Below are 17,753 nucleotides of genomic sequence, written 5' to 3' on the forward strand. Positions count from 1 at the left end.
TGATTACACGGGTGTAAGCAACAGGAGGTGAAACATGAGCGAGATAAGCGTTTGGAATGGAAGTGCCATTACGGTACAGAAAGCAGGTGCAATTCAGTTTCAAGGATATGAATCAATGTTGGCAGAAGCCGTTGAGCTTGCTGAGTTGATCCGCACTGTTGAAGTCGATGAAGAGACCATCAAGGGGACCAAGAACCTACTGGCTGCGGTGAACAAGAGAGTTGACGCTTTGGAACAGGAACGTATCCGTATCAAGAAAGAAGTGCTCGAGCCGTACATGGAGTTTGAGAAGCAGATCAAATCGATCACAAGCGTGGTCAAGGAGAGTGATAATGAACTTCGAGTTAAGGTCAGAGAGTTGGAAGAGTTGGAGCGTCAGCAAAAGAGACGGATCATCGAGGGAATGTTTGAAGCACGAATTGTTCGTTACCCTACACTATTCTTCCTCACTTCTGACAGGTTCATTACTTCCCAACATCTCAATAAGACCACCGCCTTGAACAAGGTAGAGATCGAGATGGCTGCATGGTTGGAACAAAGGAAGAAGGAAGTTGAAGTGATTCAAAGCACAGACGGTGCGTCACTTGAACGGTACGCTGAGAACCTATCACTGGTCGATGCGTTACCAAAGCAAACAGTAGTAACACCAACAGCGGACACGCTTAAAAACAAGTGGGTGTCATTCTCAGTCCATGAGAACGCACTGCCACAATTACAACTATTCTTGAAAATGTCTGGTATTGAATTCAAAACACAGTGAAGGGACGGAATTAGAATGGTCAAGTTTTCGCAAAAAATTGAACGAGAGGTTAAGGTAGGAGACCGCTTCCGACACTCCGGTTCAGCAACGATATACACTGTCGCATACGTTGACAACATGTTTGTGGTCATATGGCGGGACAAGAAGTGTGAATTGGGAATCACCGAGTACACGCAAGCCACTGCTCAAAGGAACTTCAATGATCGAACTTGGATTCTGCTAGAAGAACAAAACTAATTAGCCCAAAGTGGCAGAGGAGAAATGACATGATTAAATTGGAACAGCTTGAACTGGTAGAGGTGGGTTACAACGATGCAAAGGTTACGCTGACTTTCCTTGACAAAGAACAGGGTGAAATCCGCGAGGTGTCGTTCAATAAGAAAGCATACGACAAAGAGACTAGTAAGTTCGTTGCCGATGCTGAGAAAGAAGCGAAGGTTGAAGAAGCCTTGCAGAAACACTTTGAACTATCCTTTGATCACATGGAAGCAGCCGTAGGTCAGAAGCGTGACATCTATTGTTACGAGAAGTTCAACAGTCTGGAAGAAAGTAATGTCCGAGACATTGCCAAGTTCACAGCCGATGATGTTGGGCAGATCCTGTCTGGTGTGATCACAGAGGTCGCTCTTGAAGACGAGGGCATTCGAATCTTCGTTGAATACGAGGGTGCTACTTACCGCAACAACATGGGCTACAGCAAGAAGGTTGGTGACACATACTTTGTCGATCCACTAAAGAAACCTAAACAACTTGCTAAATTCGAGGAAAAGTTCGGAGTCAAGGCAGAGGATGGTGCAGATCTTATTGGGAAAACTGTGATGTTCGAAGTGAAGAAATTCGCTGGCAACAATGCGATCTACATCGATATCAAACCATTTCCTAAAGCAAAGAAGAAGTAATCAATCGAGGGGTGTAACAGCCCCTTCCCAATAAAACCAGGAGGAAACGATATGTACAAGGTTGGAGACAAGGTGAAAGTGATTGGTAACGACGGTGGAAATCTTAGGCATTATTTCGACATCGGTGACACGGTTAAAGTAACTGGCGTTCATGATGACTTCCTCCATTGCGAGGACGGGATTATTAAACAATACATCCATATCAACAATGTCGAAAAGGAGACTGACCGTGAAATTTAAACTATTGAAAAGGGTGTTCAGCCATTATGAAAAGCTTCAAGCAGCTAAAGAGAAAGGCGTTGCAGCTCTGGCACTATTCGGAAAAGCTTATGACCAACTCGAGGAAGCCAACACCGAGCTTCACGCACTTGCAGAGGATGCGAGTCAGAAAGCTAATGACCTGTTGAGACATGCTGACAATGCCCGACTTGAGATCCAAATGAACCAAGCTGCACAACAGAACTTAAACCAATTTATTATTCGATAGGGGACGATGACGATGAGCAAAGTTAAAGTATCGGCAGTAGAAGCAAAAGAGTTGGAATGGATTACTGCACATGGTGACACTGAGAGATGTATCAAAGAGTATATCGAGTACGGTCATACCTGGAACAAATATCTGAAACCACTCAAGGACATGGGCTTTGACAAGTTTGTTGCAGCTGTGGTCAACGGGTGGGAAGTTGAGAAAACTCCTCATGAGAAGGTCAAGGAGTATTACGATAATCAAGCTAGTTTAGCTGACCACCATCGAAACACTTCTCTGGTCACCATCTCGCACATTCTCCTACATCTTGGCATCAAAATCGACGGCATCAACGCATGATAACAGCCATTATAATTATCGCCATCCTGCTCGTAATTGATCGGGAACTTGAACGACTGTCGCGATGAACTTTTCTTCATAACCTTTTTCCACTCTTGCCCCTGACCGTTCTGGTTGGGGGACTTTTTTATTCAGCCGTTGTGAAAATGAATGACCACCTGTGATTACACGGGCGAGAGGTACAGTCCTCAACATAAACCACGGAGGTAATAAGATGACAACCATTTTGAAAGACGAGGGTAAGCGCAGACTTCCCTTTGACCAACCGCGCATTATCAGATTCATCCAATCCGCATTCAAAAGATTCCCAGAGCTGGACGTTGATTCATTCATCACAAACATATCCCGTTACATTGGTAGCAAAGAAGAGATCGCAGCAACATCCATCACCAATAAGATGCTCATGACTGCACTGGAGAATGTTGCAGTTGAAACACCTACCTTTGATGGTGTGGCAGCCGAGTTCAAACTTCGTGACCTGTACAAGCAAGCCTCTGTCAATCGTGGTTACGATCCCGAACTGAAGTATGGTAGCTTCTACAGCCTGATCAAGATGTTGACCAACATGGGCATCTATACACCTGATTTACTGGCCCGTTACTCGAAAGATGAGATATATAGCTTCGAAGACATGATTGACCCAGACAAAGATAAGCTGCTCACATATGCATCTGTCCTGTCACTATCATCTCGCTACACGGCTTCTGGTTATGACGGTTCTGTCTATGAGCTTCCCCAGGAACGGTTCATGGTCATTGCCATGCACATCCATATCAATGAGCCGGTTGAGAAAAGAGCTGCTTACGTCGCTGAATCATACTGGGCCTTGAGCAATCTGTACATGACAGTCGCTACACCAACACTTGCTAATGCGGGTAAATCGTTTGGTCAGCTATCGTCTTGCTTCATTGATACTGTCGATGATAGCTTGCGTGGGATTTACGACTCTAACACAGATGTTGCCACACTCAGCAAAAGTGGTGGTGGTATTGGCGTGTACATGGGTAAGGTTCGTGCGTTGAAATCTGACATCAAAGGTTTCAAGGGTAAGAGTTCTGGCATCATTCCTTGGATCAAGCAGCTGAACAACACTGCCGTATCTGTTGACCAACTGGGCACACGATCTGGGGCCATCGCTGTCTACCTTGACGTTTGGCACAAGGACATCATGGGTTTCCTTGATCTCAAATTGAACAACGGTGATGAAAGAAAACGTGCTCACGATATTTTCACCGGCGTGTGTTTGCCTGACCTCTTCATGGAGCAAGTCGATAAGAGGGGCGAGTGGTATCTGTTCGATCCGCATGAAGTCAAGACAGTCATGGGCTATTCCCTTGAAGAATGTTTCGATGAACGCAAAGGTAGTGGGACATTCCGCAGCCGTTACTGGGACTGTGTGAACCATCCTGATCTGAGCAAGGTTCGTGTAAATGCCATTGACGTTATGAAACGCATGTTGAAATCCGAACTGGAAACAGGCACTCCTTACCATTTCTATCGTGATGCAGTGAACCGTGCAAACCCAAACAAACATGCAGGTATGATCTACTGTTCCAACCTGTGTACCGAGATCACCCAGAACCAATCGGCAACGGTTATCCTGACTGAGACAGAAGAGGACGGTATCATCACGACTCGTAAAAAGGCTGGCGACTTCGTTGTCTGCAACCTGTCCTCGATTAACCTGGCACGGGCAGTCATTGACGATGTACTGGAACGACTCATCACAATCCAAGTCCGCATGTTAGACAACATCATCGAGATCAATGATTCCAAGATTGAAGTGTTACAAGCTGTGGCAACGAACCGCAAGTACAGAGCCATTGGTTTGGGCACGTTTGGTTGGGATCATCTGCGAGTGCTCAAGGGATTGAAATGGGAGTCGGACGAAGCTGTCCAATACTGTGATGAGTTATATGAAGAGATTGCATTCCTGACCATCAAAGCTTCAATGGAACTGTCGTGTGAAAAAGGATGGTATCCGAAGTTTGAAGGTAGTGAATGGGACACTGGTGAGTACTTTGATCGCCGTGGATACGATAGCGAACGGTGGAAAACGCTCAGGTTCTATGTTCATCATAATGGTATCCGTAATGGTCATCTGATGGCAGTCGCTCCTAACATGAGTACAGCAGCCATTGCCGGTAGTACAGCAAGCATCGATCCAATCTTCAGCAAAGCGTATGCAGAAGAGAAGAACGGTATGAAGACAGTAACCATCGTGCCAGATCTGAACGATGATACCACTTGGTTGTACAAGTCGGCATGGAACATTGACCAACACTGGTCGATCAAACAGAACGCAAAGAGACAGCGACACATTGATCAAGCCATCAGCTTCAATCTGTATGTCCTGCCTACGATAAAGGCTAAAGATCTTCTTGAACTGCACATGGCCGCGTGGAAGTCGGATCTGAAAACGACCTACTACACTCGCTCTCAATCGCAAAAGGAACTTGAAGCTTGTGAATCTTGCTCTAGTTAGTAGTTGATTAGTATTTAATTTGTAAAATCAATTGTGAAAAAGGCAGGGTAGTTGTGATTACACGGGTGACACACTACCTTGCAAATTACTTAGGAGGAACGATATGAAGACCGATTCACTACAAAAACGAAAACTTTACGATGTAACTGCTCCAAATAAATCAACGGGAATGATCAATGGTCGGAGTTCCAATGTCCTCAACTGGGACGATGTCCGCTATCCGTGGGCGTACCCGCTGTACAAGAACATGCTTGGCAACTTCTGGACACCCTTCGAAATAAACATGGGTGCTGATATCAAGACATGGCAAGAGCTGACCAAGACGGAGCAAGATTCCTTCGCCAAGATCATCGGGCTACTAGCTTTCCTTGATTCGGTACAAACCGATTATAGTTCTAAAATTGCTGGATACATCACTGACTCTTCTGTCAATGCGCTGATGATCATCCTGGCACAACAGGAAGTAGTTCATAACCATTCTTATTCATATGTATTGTCCAGCCTTGTTTCAAAGAGTGAGCAAGAGGAGATATTCGAGTACTGGAAAACGGATGCCGTATTGCGTGAGAGGAACGACTTCATTGCAAAAGGTTATGAGTCCTTCACGGAAGAGATGACCCCAGAAACAATGCTGAGATCACTTATTTTCGATGTCATTTTGGAAGGATTATTTTTCTTTGCAAGCTTTGCATTCTTCTATGATTTGGCACGACAGGGGAAGATGACTGCCAGTTCACAGATGATCAACTACATCAATCGCGATGAACAGCTGCACGTTCTATTATTCACCAATATCTTCAAAGAAATTCTGGTCGAGAATCCGACTCTGGTCACGGCTGAATTACAGGAGTTCGTGTACGACACCTTTGAAGAAGCTGTCCGACTCGAAATCAAGTGGAGTCATTACATCATCGGTAACAAGTTCGATGGTATAGATGGTCATGACCTTGAAGAGTATGTCAAGTTCACTGCTAACAAACGTCTTGCTCAATTGGGATTCACTGAGAAGCTGTACCCAAATGCCCAGAACAACATGAAGTGGATTAGATACTTCGAAGATATCGATTCAAGCAAGCAAGACTTCTTTGAAGGTAAGTCCAGACAGTATACGAAAACGGATGAGGACAATGGATTTGATGATCTGTAATGTACATCGACGCAACAAACTGGGACGAGCCTGACCTAATCTTACTCATAAAACTACTGGGGGAATCGACGATGAACTGTGAAAACCATCTGGGAAAGAATTGTCCAAATTGTAAGCCAGTGATGGAAGAAATGACATTCAGTAAAGAGAACGTGGAAGAAATCATGCTCACTCTGATTGATGAACTGCACCACATTCGCCGTAGTGGTTACAACAGCAATATGAGAACAGATATGAGAACTGTGATCACCCATGTCGCCATTGCCCGCCGCGCTATTAAAGAATTGAAGGAGGTGGTTCAATGATTTATCTAATCATGATTGACGGTCACCCTCTGAAAAGGAACGGACACATCAAATGTTACAAGACGGTAGAGCAAGCACGGAAGTACGCGAAAGAGGAACGGTACTGGCAGACCGAAGCGAAGATCGAAGTTGCCCAGTTATCGACCACAACAATAGAGGAGATCGAATAATGAAAATCATAATTGATCTTGTTGACAATAAGTCAACAGAAGTGACGATCTCAGGACAAACGTTTGAACAATTCTGTAGGGAATTGATAAAAGCACCTTTCTATTTAAGCCTATCCACTGACGGAAGTTCTACATTGTTTGCCAGAGACAAAATCATTCGAGTGTATGAGGTGACGGAATGATTACGGAATACAAAGGTGATACGTTCACCATCCGAATGACCCGATACTCTGACCCAGACCGCACCAACCTTGCACGGAATGCTGCCATCTATTTGGGCAAACCTGACCGCGACAATATCAGAAGACCGTTGTCCATCATCAAGAAAGGTCATGTACCAGAGATCTTCCGTGGTGAACATGTTGAGTTCGAGTTCATCGATGTGAGCAAAGAGGTTTATGATCATCTGGTTACTTACACGACTCGTAACATGAGAGCTGCTGGTGGGAACAGGGCGTTGACAAGCAATGATTACACGCTTCCTTCAGACAAGGTTAAAGATCCTTTGTATGTAGAGCAAGCGGTCATCGGCTCAATGAATCAATACAAGGCACTTTTACTTAATGGAGAGACACCCCAAGTAGCTAGATCAGCAATGCCTGTTGCAGCCAAGATGAATCCGTTCGCATACCAATTCAACTTCTTGACACTGATGCAATCATTCTTCAACCAGCGTATCTTCCAGAAGGGTGCTCAAGGTAACACGTTCAAAGTTGTCAAAGGAATGTGGGCACTGGTTCATGCTCAAGATCCAGAACTGTGGGACGTTGCTTTCGAATACTTTGGCACACCGGCAGTCGAATGGAGAACTACTGGGCAGAAGTTGAAACGGATGACCGTAGATTGTCTCTTGTACGAACTGTCCAACCAAGCTGACAAAGATGCCAGAGCTTTTGACGAGCTGCGAAGGTTGTACGGTGAAGAAAAATCGATGTGGGATTAACTGACCAACCCCCTACCAAATACGGTAGGGTTTTTTCTTTTGTGACCCATTGTGAAAATGAACGACCTCTTGTGATTACACGGGTGTAGACCCAATCACAAAGGAGAGATATCAAAATGGGTAATTTGTATTATGACATTGAGGTATTCAAATTCGACAGCTTCGTTGTTTTCATGGATGAGGATGGTAACAAGAAATTGTTCCACGATAAAAACAACTTCCACGGGCTAGCAGATTACATTAAAGGTCATACGTTAGTGTCATACAATGGGTATCATTACGATGACCATATTCTAGACCTCATGTTGAAAGGTTCCCACCAGTCGGTGATCAAGGAAATGAATGACGCTATCATTAGGGGTGTAAAACAGAAGACAAAATACCATATCAATAGCTTGGACACAGCCCAACAGATTGACGTAGCAATGCCGTCACTCAAGAAAATCGAAGCAAACATGGGTAAAATGATTCTCGAATCATCAGTACCCTTTGATATCGACCGCCCATTAACCGGAGAAGAATACAGAGAATCTGTCAAATATTGTACCTATGATGTTGAAATGACAAAAGCCATTTATAAGATGAGGATTAATAGCTACTTCAAACCGAAAGAATCACTCGTCGAGATGGTCGGTCAAGGTCAAAGATGGCAAACGACAACCCTGTCCGCCAATGCGCTGCTCGAGGGAATGAAGCTGACCAAGTGGTCACAGATCCGCTTGAACGGTGATGACTTCTCTGATCTATCGATGCTTGATCTTGTACCATCTGAGGTCCGTGATATGTGGCTCAACTCCAAGGATGACAAAGGCAAGGTCACGATCCACGAATTTGACAATGACATCGAGTTTGGATTCGGAGGATTACACTCTGTTCATAAGACTGAGAAGGTGTTTGAAAATGTTGTGCTGCTCGATGTCCAATCGATGTACCCAAATATTATTCTCCTGATCAACGCATTGGGTAAGGCCACTGACAAGTATCGGAACATTCTTGCTGAACGGATCGCCGTGAAAAAAACTGATGTTGTCAAGAGCAATGCTTTGAAACTGGTGCTGAACTCAGTGTATGGCCTTTTGAAAAATCAATACTCTGACCTCCACAACCCCAAGGCTGCACTTTCGGTTTGTATTTACGGACAGATAGCTCTATACGAACTGGGCAAGCGACTTTCCAAGGTCGGAACCATTGTGCAGCTCAACACAGATGGTGTGGCCTTCATTGCTCACGGTGATTACAAAGGTATCTGGGAACAGTGGGAAGAGGACTTCAACCTGAAACTGGAAGAGGATTCATTTTCGAAGTTCTGGCAGCGTGATGTTAATAATTACATCGGTGTCACCAAGGACGGCAAGATCAAGTGCAAAGGTGGCGACACTTCCCGTTACGCTTACGACAGCTTCTTCCGTAACAACAGCGCACGTATCCTTGATATTGCCCTGGTGGACAAGGTTGTCTATGGTAAGTCCATCATTGACACGCTGACAGAGAACCTCGACAAGCCAGAACTTTATATGTACATCCTTCAAGCTGGCAGCACATACCTTGGCACATATGACGAGCAGGGCAAAAAATATCAGAAAATAAACAGGATCTTCCCGACACGGAAGAAGGGTGGGGTCAGGCTATACAAGAAAAGGACGGATGACGGACTGGTTAGTTTCCCCGACAGCCCTGAGAAAATGTACGTCTGGAACGATGATGTGTCCAAGCTTGAGAAGTTTGATAGGATCGTGGATCTGAACCACTATGTCCAAGTCATTGAAAAGCGATTGGAGAAGTGGTTGTAATCAATATATTTACAAAATCGGACAACTCGATTACACTAATCTAACGAACGAATAGGAACGGGTGTTCTTATTTTAGAAAGGACGGAACATGGACACAGGTGTTATCTATTCCAGAATCAAGCAACGAAGGTATCAGATCCTTGTTCATTCTTACATCTATTACCAGAGGATGACATCAATCATTGACGATGCCACTTTTGACAGGTGGTCACGGGAATTGGTTCAGCTGCAGGAACGACATCCTGACATAGCCGACACCGTTGACTTCGCCAAAGAGTTTAAAGGCTTCGACGGCACGACAGGATTCGATCTTCCGTATGGACTGCCACGGATACAAATGATCGGCAATAATTTACTATCATCGAGGAGAGATATCGTATGAATAAGAAGATTGAACAATGGGCTATTGACCGTAACCTACACACGGCTGATCCAGTGAAGCAGATGTTAAAACTAGGCGAAGAGTATGGTGAACTATGTGCCGGTATGGCGCGCAGTAATATGCCATTGATCATTGACTCGATTGGTGACATGTTCGTCGTGATGACCATTCTGTGTATGCAGATGGGGACTGACATTGAAACGTGCATTGAGATAGCATACGAGGATATCAAGGACAGGAAAGGCAAGATGATCAACGGTGTGTTCGTCAAAGAAGTAGATTTACAAGCGATGCAACAGAGTTTAGAACCGACTGCCCAATAGGGTGGTCTTTTTTGTCTCGTTTCAAACGGTTTTTGCCCAATCCGATAAAGCTCCGTAAAAAAATTTCAGATGAATTGTGAAAATGGATACCCCTTTGTGATTACACGGGTGTAAGACACAACTGACGCGAAGGTGGTAACAAACTATGTACGTCGAGTTCAAGGAAGACCAGAAACACGCATCTGTGATCGCTGATCAATCGCCCATGCACGAAGCTTTCCGCGATGCTGGATATTGCCTGACAGCAGATGACCTAATCGTGGATATCGACTCGCTGCCGAAAGAAACGATTGAGAAGATGATCCAAGCCTTTGACATCAAAACGCAAGTGGTTTGGACGGATAGAGGATGTCATTTATATTTCCGCAAACCTAAAGGATTCCGTGGTACGCGCAATGTAACTCCCCTGGGATTCGATGCTGAATACAAGCACATTGTCAACACCAAGGCCATCACGATCAAAAGAAAAGGTATCCTGAGAACCATCGATAATGTTGGTGTTCGTGAGGAGTTGCCTGACTTCTTGTACAGCCGCACCAAGCTCGAGTCCCTTGAAGGTTTGGACAGCGGTGACGGACGCAATCAGAAGCTGTATGCTCACAAATTCAAGATCATGTCGGTCAACAACTGGAAGAAGTGTCTGTCCTTCATTAATAGCTACATATTCGCCATTCCTATGGAGGATGACGAGTTCACCACAGTTTGCCGGGAAGAACAGATCCGTGCCGAGAAGGACAACGAATATGAAGTATCCGTGCAGCTAATGAACAAGTTGAAGATCATCAAGTACAGTGACCATTTGTATATGTACGATGGTAAGAAGTATTTGACAGGCGAGGAGTTCACCACAACCATTGCGGAGCATTTGAAGGGTCAGAAGATCCGTTATATCGACGAGGTCATCAACCAACTGGAATACCGCATCAAGAACATAAAGGAACCGGCATACGGCTTTGACATCAAATTCAACAACGGTATCCTGCGCGATGGTCGTTGGATCGAAGTTAACTCAAGCGATTTCACACCGTTCTATGTTGACTTGGAATACAACGAGGACGCAGAACCTGTTGAAGCCGTTGAAAACTTCCTGACCTTCTTGACAGAGGGTGATGCTGATTATCGCAAACTCATTCTAGAGACGATGGCCCACACATTGATCACTGACCCGGAATTCAAAAGGCAGCTGGCTAAGTTCTTTGTGTGGATCGGTAACGGTGGTAACGGTAAGGGTACTATGTTGACCATCTTGAGACGCATATTGGGTAACGACAATTGCAGCTCACTGTCACCAGAAGAGATGACAAAGGAAAGCTACTTCACTTCAATGAGAGGTAAGCTTGCTAATTTGGGCGATGACATCGAGGAAAAAGCAATAGATGAGAAGCAGATGAAAGCACTCAAGAACATCAGCACATGTGATTACGTTTCGTCCCGTGAGTTGTACAAGCAGTCCAAACAGGTCATTGTGACAACGAGTCTGATATTCACTTCCAATCACTTGCTCAAGAGCTTTGAGAAGGGCGAAAGTTACCAGCGCAGGGTCATATGGTGTCCAATGTTTGGCACAATCGAGAAGAAAGATCCACGGTTCATCAGCAAACTGACCACGCCAGAAGCATTGGAATATTGGGTCAAGCTGATGGTCGAAGGATATTACTCCTTGTACGAAAATGCTGCTTTCACTGAATCACAGAAGGTCAACGACTACAACGCAGCCTATCACGAAGAGAACAACGGTACACTCACATTTATCCGTGAATCCAAGGATCATGAAGTTCTCGGTAAAAGGCCGCCAGAAGTCTATGAAACGTATCAGACTTGGGCCGAAGAGAACGGGGTCAATGTCCAATCCAAGAAGATCCTACGTGAAACGTTTGAGACAGAGCGTGGATGGATCGTTGGTGCGAAGTTCGTAGTTGGTAAGACGGCTAAGGTTTACATGAAGAAATAGAGGAGAGTGTCCAAATGTCAAAAGTTTATATTGTAGTTCAAACAAAAGTGATTACAACCAAGAATCCATGACAGTGTTCCACGATGAACGCTCAATCATAAGACATGCTGGAAATTTAGCAACGGCGGGTGGTCTTGAAGATGACATTGAGATTAATCGTGTATTTTCGGTTGATGATTATGGTAGCGTAAATCATCTATCTATTCAATTTGAAAAAGGAAAGTTGAGACTCGTAACGACGAAATAACATTCCAAGCCTGACTAAAAATCAAGTCCAGTGTTCAGTAATACTTTCAGTTCCCTCACTTAACCGTGGGGGATTTTTTTTGTCCATTGTGAAAATCGGCAGCCGTTTGTGATTACACGGGTGTAGACCATAAACGAGGAGGAAACGAAATTGAAAATTAATGTTGGAGACTTGGTCAAAGTGGTGGGCAACCGTGCGTGCCATGGTTTCGAAATTGGTGAAATTGTGAGGGTCACTGACGCCTGTGAACACGGGGTTGACTCTTGTAAACACCTCGACGGATCTGATTGGTGGATGGTTGGTTGGTACGATGTCGAGCCTGTTACGGAGGGTGACCAAGTATGAAGATAGCTTTGGTCGGATACGCCAGGTCGGGCAAGGATACGGTTGCATCAATCATCCAAGAGCTGTGCCCACCAATTGTAACACTATCATTTGCAGACGAAATGAAGAATATGTTCCACGATACGTTCCCAAATGTTCCACGCATTCCAAAGCCCCGTGACGGTTACGAGAAGTTCGGAATGTCTATGCGTGAGATCGATGAGAACGTATGGATCAACAAACTAGCAAAGTCGTTCTCCATGTGGGAATGTTCTGGTGCAGGTATCATCATCACGGACGTTAGAATGCCCAATGAAGCTCAGTGGTGTCGTGAGAATGGATTCGCTATTGTCTGTGTCAGTACTAAAGACGAGGTTCGCCGTGATCGTGCAGCTGAAGGTGAGACGTTCCACAAGGTCAACACATCTGAGCAAGAACTATGGCAGATTGACTGGGACTACATCATTGGCAACAGCGGTACACGCGAGGAACTGGAAATCAATGTCGCACGGTTCATCAATTGTTTGGTCAACGGGACACCACAGGAAAGAAGACCTATTGTCGATGACTTTCCGCTCTAAGATGGTGACATTGGGAGTGGTGATAGGCTGCTCCCTTCTGTTCCATAGTATTGCAACAGCACCTGACCAACCCGATTTAGTCACTGTCCCGTATGTGACACCAATTAAGACCGTACCAGTCAAGATCACGAAGAAAGTTAAGCAGCATTCCAAAAAGGTCACGGTCTCAGTGACAGGGGTGGCAACAGCTTACTGCAACTGCAAAGACACGATGAATGGTGAGACAGGTGTGACAGCAGCCGGATACGACCTGGACAATGGTATCAAGTTCAAGGGCTATCACATCCTTGCCAGCGATAAGAGATACAAGTTCGGTACACTCGTTGACATCACTCTGGAGAGCGGTAGAACCATCCACGGCATCGTGATGGACAGAGGTGGTGCAGTAAAGGGCAACCACTTTGACATCGTGTACCAGAGCCGTGACGATGCTTACGAGTTTGGTAGACAGCACGTTAAATTCGAAATTAAAGGGAGATTAGATATATGACAAAAGCACCTAAAAAATATGAATGTTTGGCTTGTGGTTTCAAAAGCAGTAGGTCTAAGACCATCAGGTTCACGGGAATTGGGTTTGCCATTTGCTTTAAATGCCGTGGTCGCGTGAAAGAGCGTGAAGAGTGGTTGGATTGGTTATACGCAGAACAAACCAAAGGAAGGATGGGTGCAAAACGATGAGCTATCCAGTGATCGAGCAAGAGACCACAATCGTCTGGGAACAGGCAACTCGCTTGTACACCATTTACAGCACCGTTCCCAAGCACATCCGCAGACTATTGAAAAGGGCTGCTATGTTCGAGATTAAACAGCAACAGGTTGATGAAGATGGCGAAACCTTCGCACTCAAGGTAAGGGGTTCCAAACTACCACCTGCAAGCACTTTTAACTAGGAGGAATTGACATATGAGTTTGATAAGCGTGAGCGCAGAACTAGTGGACGCCAGAGCAGAAATCGTGTTACTCCAACTTGACATTTATGAACTCAAACAAGAACTCACTGTTCTACGGATTCTAGAGAAGGATTACGGGCTTCGTATCCTCAAAATTAGTGAGGAAAACGAACAGCTTAAATCCGACAATGCCGCGCTGGTGGAGTGTGTGAAGTGGTATGCGAGTTACTGGAATCATGAAATACAGCTTGAAGATTCCCACATTACTCGTATGCAACATGACATGGGACAGATTGCTCGTGAATGCTTATCAAAGCTAGGAGGTGGCAACCAATGAACCAAGTATTGCAACGAATTGAAAAGGTAGCCCACGAACTTAGCACAGGAACGAGCAGCAGATGTAAAGGTGACCCCCAGGAACTGTCCCCGACATTGCTCATGTGGGAGTTCTGTAATCAAACGATGGACGATGAACTGACAGCTTGGGGCAGTGATATCGTAGATGTTGCCGAGAAAATTGAATATTATATGGTAAAGAATGGCACTATAACGGAAAAGGAGGTGGCTCAATGATCATTGGCAAACTTCAACCAGAGCAGCAGGAATCTCTCAAATACATGTTGGCTGACATCATTGTTAGTCGCTACCAAGCAAAGAAGAGAGAAGCTGCCCATCCTATTTCTGAGAAGGTCAAAGACGGGGAATGATCCTCGTCTTTTTGTTTGTCACCATGTCCAGTTCGTGGTACGATTATACTAATTTATAGGAGGGGTGACGAACTAATGTTACAGTCAAAAAACCAACTGCGGGATACTATTCTTAGGATTGCCATATATCTACGTGTATCATCCGACGAGCAAGCCAAGAACGGTGAAGGTTTGGACGGTCAATTGTTCAAATGCAAGCAGTGGATTCAACAGAATCATCCAAACGCTGTGATCACAATGTTCAGCGATGAGGGTATATCTGCCGATAAGATACCTATGCACATGCGGCATGGTTTAGGTAAGATGATGAGTGAAGCCAGGAAGGGCCAACTGGATCTAATAGTCACGTTCAAGTATGACCGTCTCGCTCGTAAGGTGGAAGAGTCGGAAACGATCTATAACCAGATGGACCGAATAGGTGTTCCAGTGTGGGACATATCCGGTGACAAGAAGTTGAACCAAGCATCATCGGCTGACAAGCTGACAAGGCAGATCCTAGCTTCTGTTGCTGAGATGGAGATATCCAATACCAAGGAACGTATCCGTGCCGTCAAAGAGAACCAGAGAGCAACCGGCAAGTTTGCAGGCGGTGAACTACCTTACGGGTTCAGATGGAACGCTGAAGAAGAGAAAATCGTCGAGATCGAGGAAGAGATTCGTGTGTGGTTGTCCATCATACACAAGTACATGAACGAGAACAAAGGTACGGTGGTCATTGCCAAAGAGTTGAATGAAGAAGGTATCTCGTTCACCAAGGGCAAGAAAGGTCATGGAAGGAGTGATAAGTGGGACAAGGAGAATGTCCGCAACTTACTCAAGAATCCTACGATCTGTGGACGATTGGCGAATGGTGTTCTCAATCGGTATTACGATGCTGACGGCAAACCCAAAGTGTCACGCAGACCACCAAGAGAATGGACACTACAGGAGACACCATTATTGAAGGAGATCGTACCCCTGGACGTTTGGTACAAGATCATTGAACGGATGGAACAGAAACGATCCACAAAAGTCTCACCCAAGCAAATGGCTACATCGTGGTTGCTGAGCGGGGTCATCAAATGTACACACTGTGGGTCACAGACCAAGACGAAAGATTCCGGTGTCAGGAAGTCGGGTAAGTCATTCCGATACTATGTATGCTCCAACACTGAATGTGATAATCCAACACGGTTACGCAAGGAAGACATAGAGCATCAAGTGTTAAGCGAGCTACAAGGTATGTTCACGACAACGGACAAACAGGAAGCTGTTGAACTGGCTGTTGGATATCTGTCCACGTTTGGTGAGACCAAGGGTGCTGAGATATCAACAATGGAGTTACAATTGGACGAGAACAAAGCAAAGTTAAACAGGGTTGAATCAGATTACGTGAATGGTGACCTATCAGCAAAGGCATACAGTATGGCAGTGGAGCGCATTGACAATTTAATAGAAGAACTAACAACGCAGCTTGAAGCCAAACGTATCTCGATGCACGCACAACAGCAGCACCTGACAAACATCAGTGTGGCCATGGAAGTCCTGTCTGAGTACACTGACATTGCCGGACAAGATGATCCAGTGACCTTCCAACGTAAGAGGGCAGTCGTGTTACAACTTGTTGACCACATCACAGTGGTAGATGGTGAACCACACATCGTGTTACGGGCACACACAGGCAGTGAAGTTCCAGCACACTTACAGCGCATGATGGACGGCAAGATGGAGCAAGTCATGAAGGAAGTTATCACAGGAAGTAGGGAGGTTTCTGCTGCTAGTGCTGCGTGGGTAAATACGATGTCACACAGGTATTCGTTAATGATCCTACATCCGGTTATGGATGCTTTATCGAGTGGATGCTGCAGGATGCCGGAGTATTGTTGAAACCAGCAAGCTTAAATCTTAAGGTGGCATAGCCCCTTAAGATTTTTTGGTTTCATGTCGAAATATTAGAAATTTTGAAGATTCGTGTAATAAATTATTTATTATAAATCAGTTGAAAATAAAAATAAAGAAAAATATTATTCGACAGAAGGAATTTCATCCGGGCTGTCGAAAATGTTTATTAAGCAAGTACAATAAACGTATTAAGTGACGGTTACTGCATTTGAGTGTGGATTTTAGTCTAAGGAGGACTTTACCTTGCAAAAAATTGAAGTTTTGTTGGCTGATGACAATCGGGAATTTACGAACCTTCTCTCAGAGTACATCTCTGAACAAAATGATATGGAAGTTTCCGGTGTCGCGTATAACGGTGAGGAAGTTCTTCGTTTACTGGAAGAGACTCATGAAGTACCTGACGTTCTTATTCTCGACATCATTATGCCGCATCTTGACGGCCTCGGTGTTCTGGAGCGTCTGCGCGAAATGAACCTGCCTAAAATGCCTAAAATCATTATGTTAACAGCATTTGGTCAAGAGAACATCACTCAAAAAGCGGTACAACTTGGTGCTTCCTACTACATACTTAAACCGTTTGACATGGAAATTCTCGCGAATCGAATCCGCCAGCTCGTTGGTAATCCGACTGTTTCTTCGACGTTTACATCCTCGTCTGCGACTGCTGGAATGTCGAAGTCGAACGTTGTACCAATCGCGAAAGGTAAAAACCTTGATGCGAACATTACGAGCATTATTCATGAGATCGGCGTGCCTGCCCATATTAAGGGGTATCAATATTTACGTGAAGCGATCACAATGGTTTACAACAATATCGAAATCTTGGGTGCTATTACGAAGACGCTTTATCCTGCTATTGCGGAGAAGTTCAAGACAACACCTTCCCGTGTGGAACGCGCCATTCGCCATGCAATTGAAGTAGCTTGGACACGCGGCAACATCGACAGCATCAGCCACTTGTTCGGGTATACGATCAATATTAGCAAGTCGAAGCCAACGAACTCCGAGTTCATCGCTATGGTCGCTGACAAGCTGCGCATCGAACATAAGGTGTCGTGAAAGGATAGAGAATAGCTCGAATCGAATGAAGCGCCACTTTCGTGCAAGCTGCGAATGTGGCGTTTTTATTTCGTAGCATTGCA

Annotated in this window: 21 protein-coding genes and 2 pseudogenes; all 23 read left to right on the forward strand. The window is 45.0% G+C overall.

Annotated elements, in window-relative coordinates; all coding sequences use genetic code 11:
- Positions 1-34 precede the first annotated feature (34 nt).
- On the forward strand, positions 35-760 hold the full coding sequence (locus BMY11_RS07700) for a DUF1351 domain-containing protein (RefSeq protein WP_090573890.1): 726 nt from the start codon (positions 35-37) through the stop codon (positions 758-760).
- Positions 761-1,026: 266 nt separating this feature from the next.
- The gene (locus BMY11_RS07710) at positions 1,027-1,659 is read left to right on the forward strand and encodes a hypothetical protein (protein WP_090573892.1); all 633 of its coding nucleotides are present in this window, start codon (positions 1,027-1,029) and stop codon (positions 1,657-1,659) included.
- Positions 1,660-1,710: 51 nt separating this feature from the next.
- Entirely contained in the window at positions 1,711-1,899 is a 189-nt protein-coding gene (locus BMY11_RS07715; RefSeq protein WP_090573893.1) for a hypothetical protein, read from the forward strand.
- Complete coding sequence (locus BMY11_RS07720) at positions 1,889-2,146, forward strand: hypothetical protein (RefSeq protein WP_090573894.1); 258 nt, start codon at positions 1,889-1,891, stop codon at positions 2,144-2,146. The genes BMY11_RS07715 and BMY11_RS07720 overlap by 11 nt, the downstream gene beginning before the upstream one ends.
- A gap of 12 nt (positions 2,147-2,158) precedes the next feature.
- The gene (locus BMY11_RS07725) at positions 2,159-2,485 is read left to right on the forward strand and encodes a hypothetical protein (RefSeq protein ID WP_090573895.1); all 327 of its coding nucleotides are present in this window, start codon (positions 2,159-2,161) and stop codon (positions 2,483-2,485) included.
- A 214-nt stretch (positions 2,486-2,699) separates the two neighbouring features.
- Positions 2,700-4,970 (forward strand): ribonucleoside-diphosphate reductase subunit alpha, encoded by a 2,271-nt coding sequence (locus BMY11_RS07730; RefSeq protein ID WP_090573896.1) that lies wholly within the window; start codon positions 2,700-2,702, stop codon positions 4,968-4,970.
- Positions 4,971-5,073: 103 nt separating this feature from the next.
- Positions 5,074-6,117, forward strand: coding sequence for a ribonucleotide-diphosphate reductase subunit beta (locus BMY11_RS07735; protein ID WP_090573897.1), 1,044 nt, complete (start codon positions 5,074-5,076; stop codon positions 6,115-6,117).
- 71 nt (positions 6,118-6,188) lie between these two features.
- On the forward strand, positions 6,189-6,422 hold the full coding sequence (locus tag BMY11_RS07740; RefSeq protein ID WP_143069232.1) for a hypothetical protein: 234 nt from the start codon (positions 6,189-6,191) through the stop codon (positions 6,420-6,422).
- Positions 6,419-6,592, forward strand: a complete 174-nt coding sequence (locus BMY11_RS28795) for a hypothetical protein (protein ID WP_177182550.1) — start codon at positions 6,419-6,421, stop codon at positions 6,590-6,592. The genes BMY11_RS07740 and BMY11_RS28795 overlap by 4 nt, the downstream gene beginning before the upstream one ends.
- Positions 6,593-6,770: 178 nt before the next feature.
- Positions 6,771-7,535, forward strand: a complete 765-nt coding sequence (locus BMY11_RS07750) for an FAD-dependent thymidylate synthase (protein ID WP_090573900.1) — start codon at positions 6,771-6,773, stop codon at positions 7,533-7,535.
- Between the two features lie 116 nt (positions 7,536-7,651).
- Positions 7,652-9,325, forward strand: coding sequence for a hypothetical protein (locus BMY11_RS07755; protein WP_090573901.1), 1,674 nt, complete (start codon positions 7,652-7,654; stop codon positions 9,323-9,325).
- An 88-nt stretch (positions 9,326-9,413) separates the two neighbouring features.
- Positions 9,414-9,707 (forward strand): DNA ligase LigA-related protein, encoded by a 294-nt coding sequence (locus BMY11_RS07760; protein ID WP_090573902.1) that lies wholly within the window; start codon positions 9,414-9,416, stop codon positions 9,705-9,707.
- Entirely contained in the window at positions 9,704-10,030 is a 327-nt protein-coding gene (locus BMY11_RS07765) for a MazG-like family protein (protein WP_090573903.1), read from the forward strand. Before BMY11_RS07760 ends, BMY11_RS07765 begins: the two co-directional genes overlap by 4 nt.
- A 145-nt stretch (positions 10,031-10,175) precedes the next feature.
- The gene (locus tag BMY11_RS07770; RefSeq protein ID WP_090573904.1) at positions 10,176-11,981 is read left to right on the forward strand and encodes a DNA primase family protein; all 1,806 of its coding nucleotides are present in this window, start codon (positions 10,176-10,178) and stop codon (positions 11,979-11,981) included.
- Between the two features lie 588 nt (positions 11,982-12,569).
- Positions 12,570-13,133, forward strand: a complete 564-nt coding sequence (locus BMY11_RS28800; RefSeq protein ID WP_177182551.1) for a nucleoside/nucleotide kinase family protein — start codon at positions 12,570-12,572, stop codon at positions 13,131-13,133.
- A complete protein-coding gene (locus BMY11_RS07780) occupies positions 13,117-13,623 on the forward strand; it encodes a 3D domain-containing protein (RefSeq protein WP_256217379.1) in 507 nt (168 codons plus the stop codon). The genes BMY11_RS28800 and BMY11_RS07780 overlap by 17 nt, the downstream gene beginning before the upstream one ends.
- Before the next feature lie 184 nt (positions 13,624-13,807).
- A complete protein-coding gene (locus tag BMY11_RS07790) occupies positions 13,808-14,023 on the forward strand; it encodes a hypothetical protein (protein ID WP_090573908.1) in 216 nt (71 codons plus the stop codon).
- Between the two features lie 13 nt (positions 14,024-14,036).
- Entirely contained in the window at positions 14,037-14,360 is a 324-nt protein-coding gene (locus BMY11_RS07795) for a hypothetical protein (RefSeq protein WP_090573909.1), read from the forward strand.
- Entirely contained in the window at positions 14,357-14,596 is a 240-nt protein-coding gene (locus BMY11_RS07800; protein ID WP_090573910.1) for a hypothetical protein, read from the forward strand. The genes BMY11_RS07795 and BMY11_RS07800 overlap by 4 nt, the downstream gene beginning before the upstream one ends.
- Positions 14,593-14,730, forward strand: a complete 138-nt coding sequence (locus tag BMY11_RS28805; RefSeq protein WP_177182553.1) for a hypothetical protein — start codon at positions 14,593-14,595, stop codon at positions 14,728-14,730. The genes BMY11_RS07800 and BMY11_RS28805 overlap by 4 nt, the downstream gene beginning before the upstream one ends.
- 75 nt (positions 14,731-14,805) lie before the next feature.
- Positions 14,806-15,933: pseudogene (locus BMY11_RS29235) on the forward strand (recombinase family protein); the annotation flags it as partial.
- Between the two features lie 578 nt (positions 15,934-16,511).
- Positions 16,512-16,628, forward strand: a pseudogene (locus BMY11_RS29240) (SpoIVB peptidase S55 domain-containing protein); the annotation flags it as partial.
- A 226-nt stretch (positions 16,629-16,854) separates the two neighbouring features.
- Positions 16,855-17,670 carry a sporulation transcription factor Spo0A gene (spo0A, locus tag BMY11_RS07810; RefSeq protein ID WP_090573912.1) on the forward strand — a complete coding sequence of 272 codons (816 nt, stop codon included), beginning with the start codon at positions 16,855-16,857 and terminating at the stop codon, positions 17,668-17,670.
- Positions 17,671-17,753 lie beyond the last annotated feature (83 nt).

The sequence above is a fragment of the Paenibacillus sp. OV219 genome (assembly GCF_900110075.1).
Taxonomy (GTDB): Bacteria; Bacillota; Bacilli; order Paenibacillales; family Paenibacillaceae; genus Paenibacillus_Z.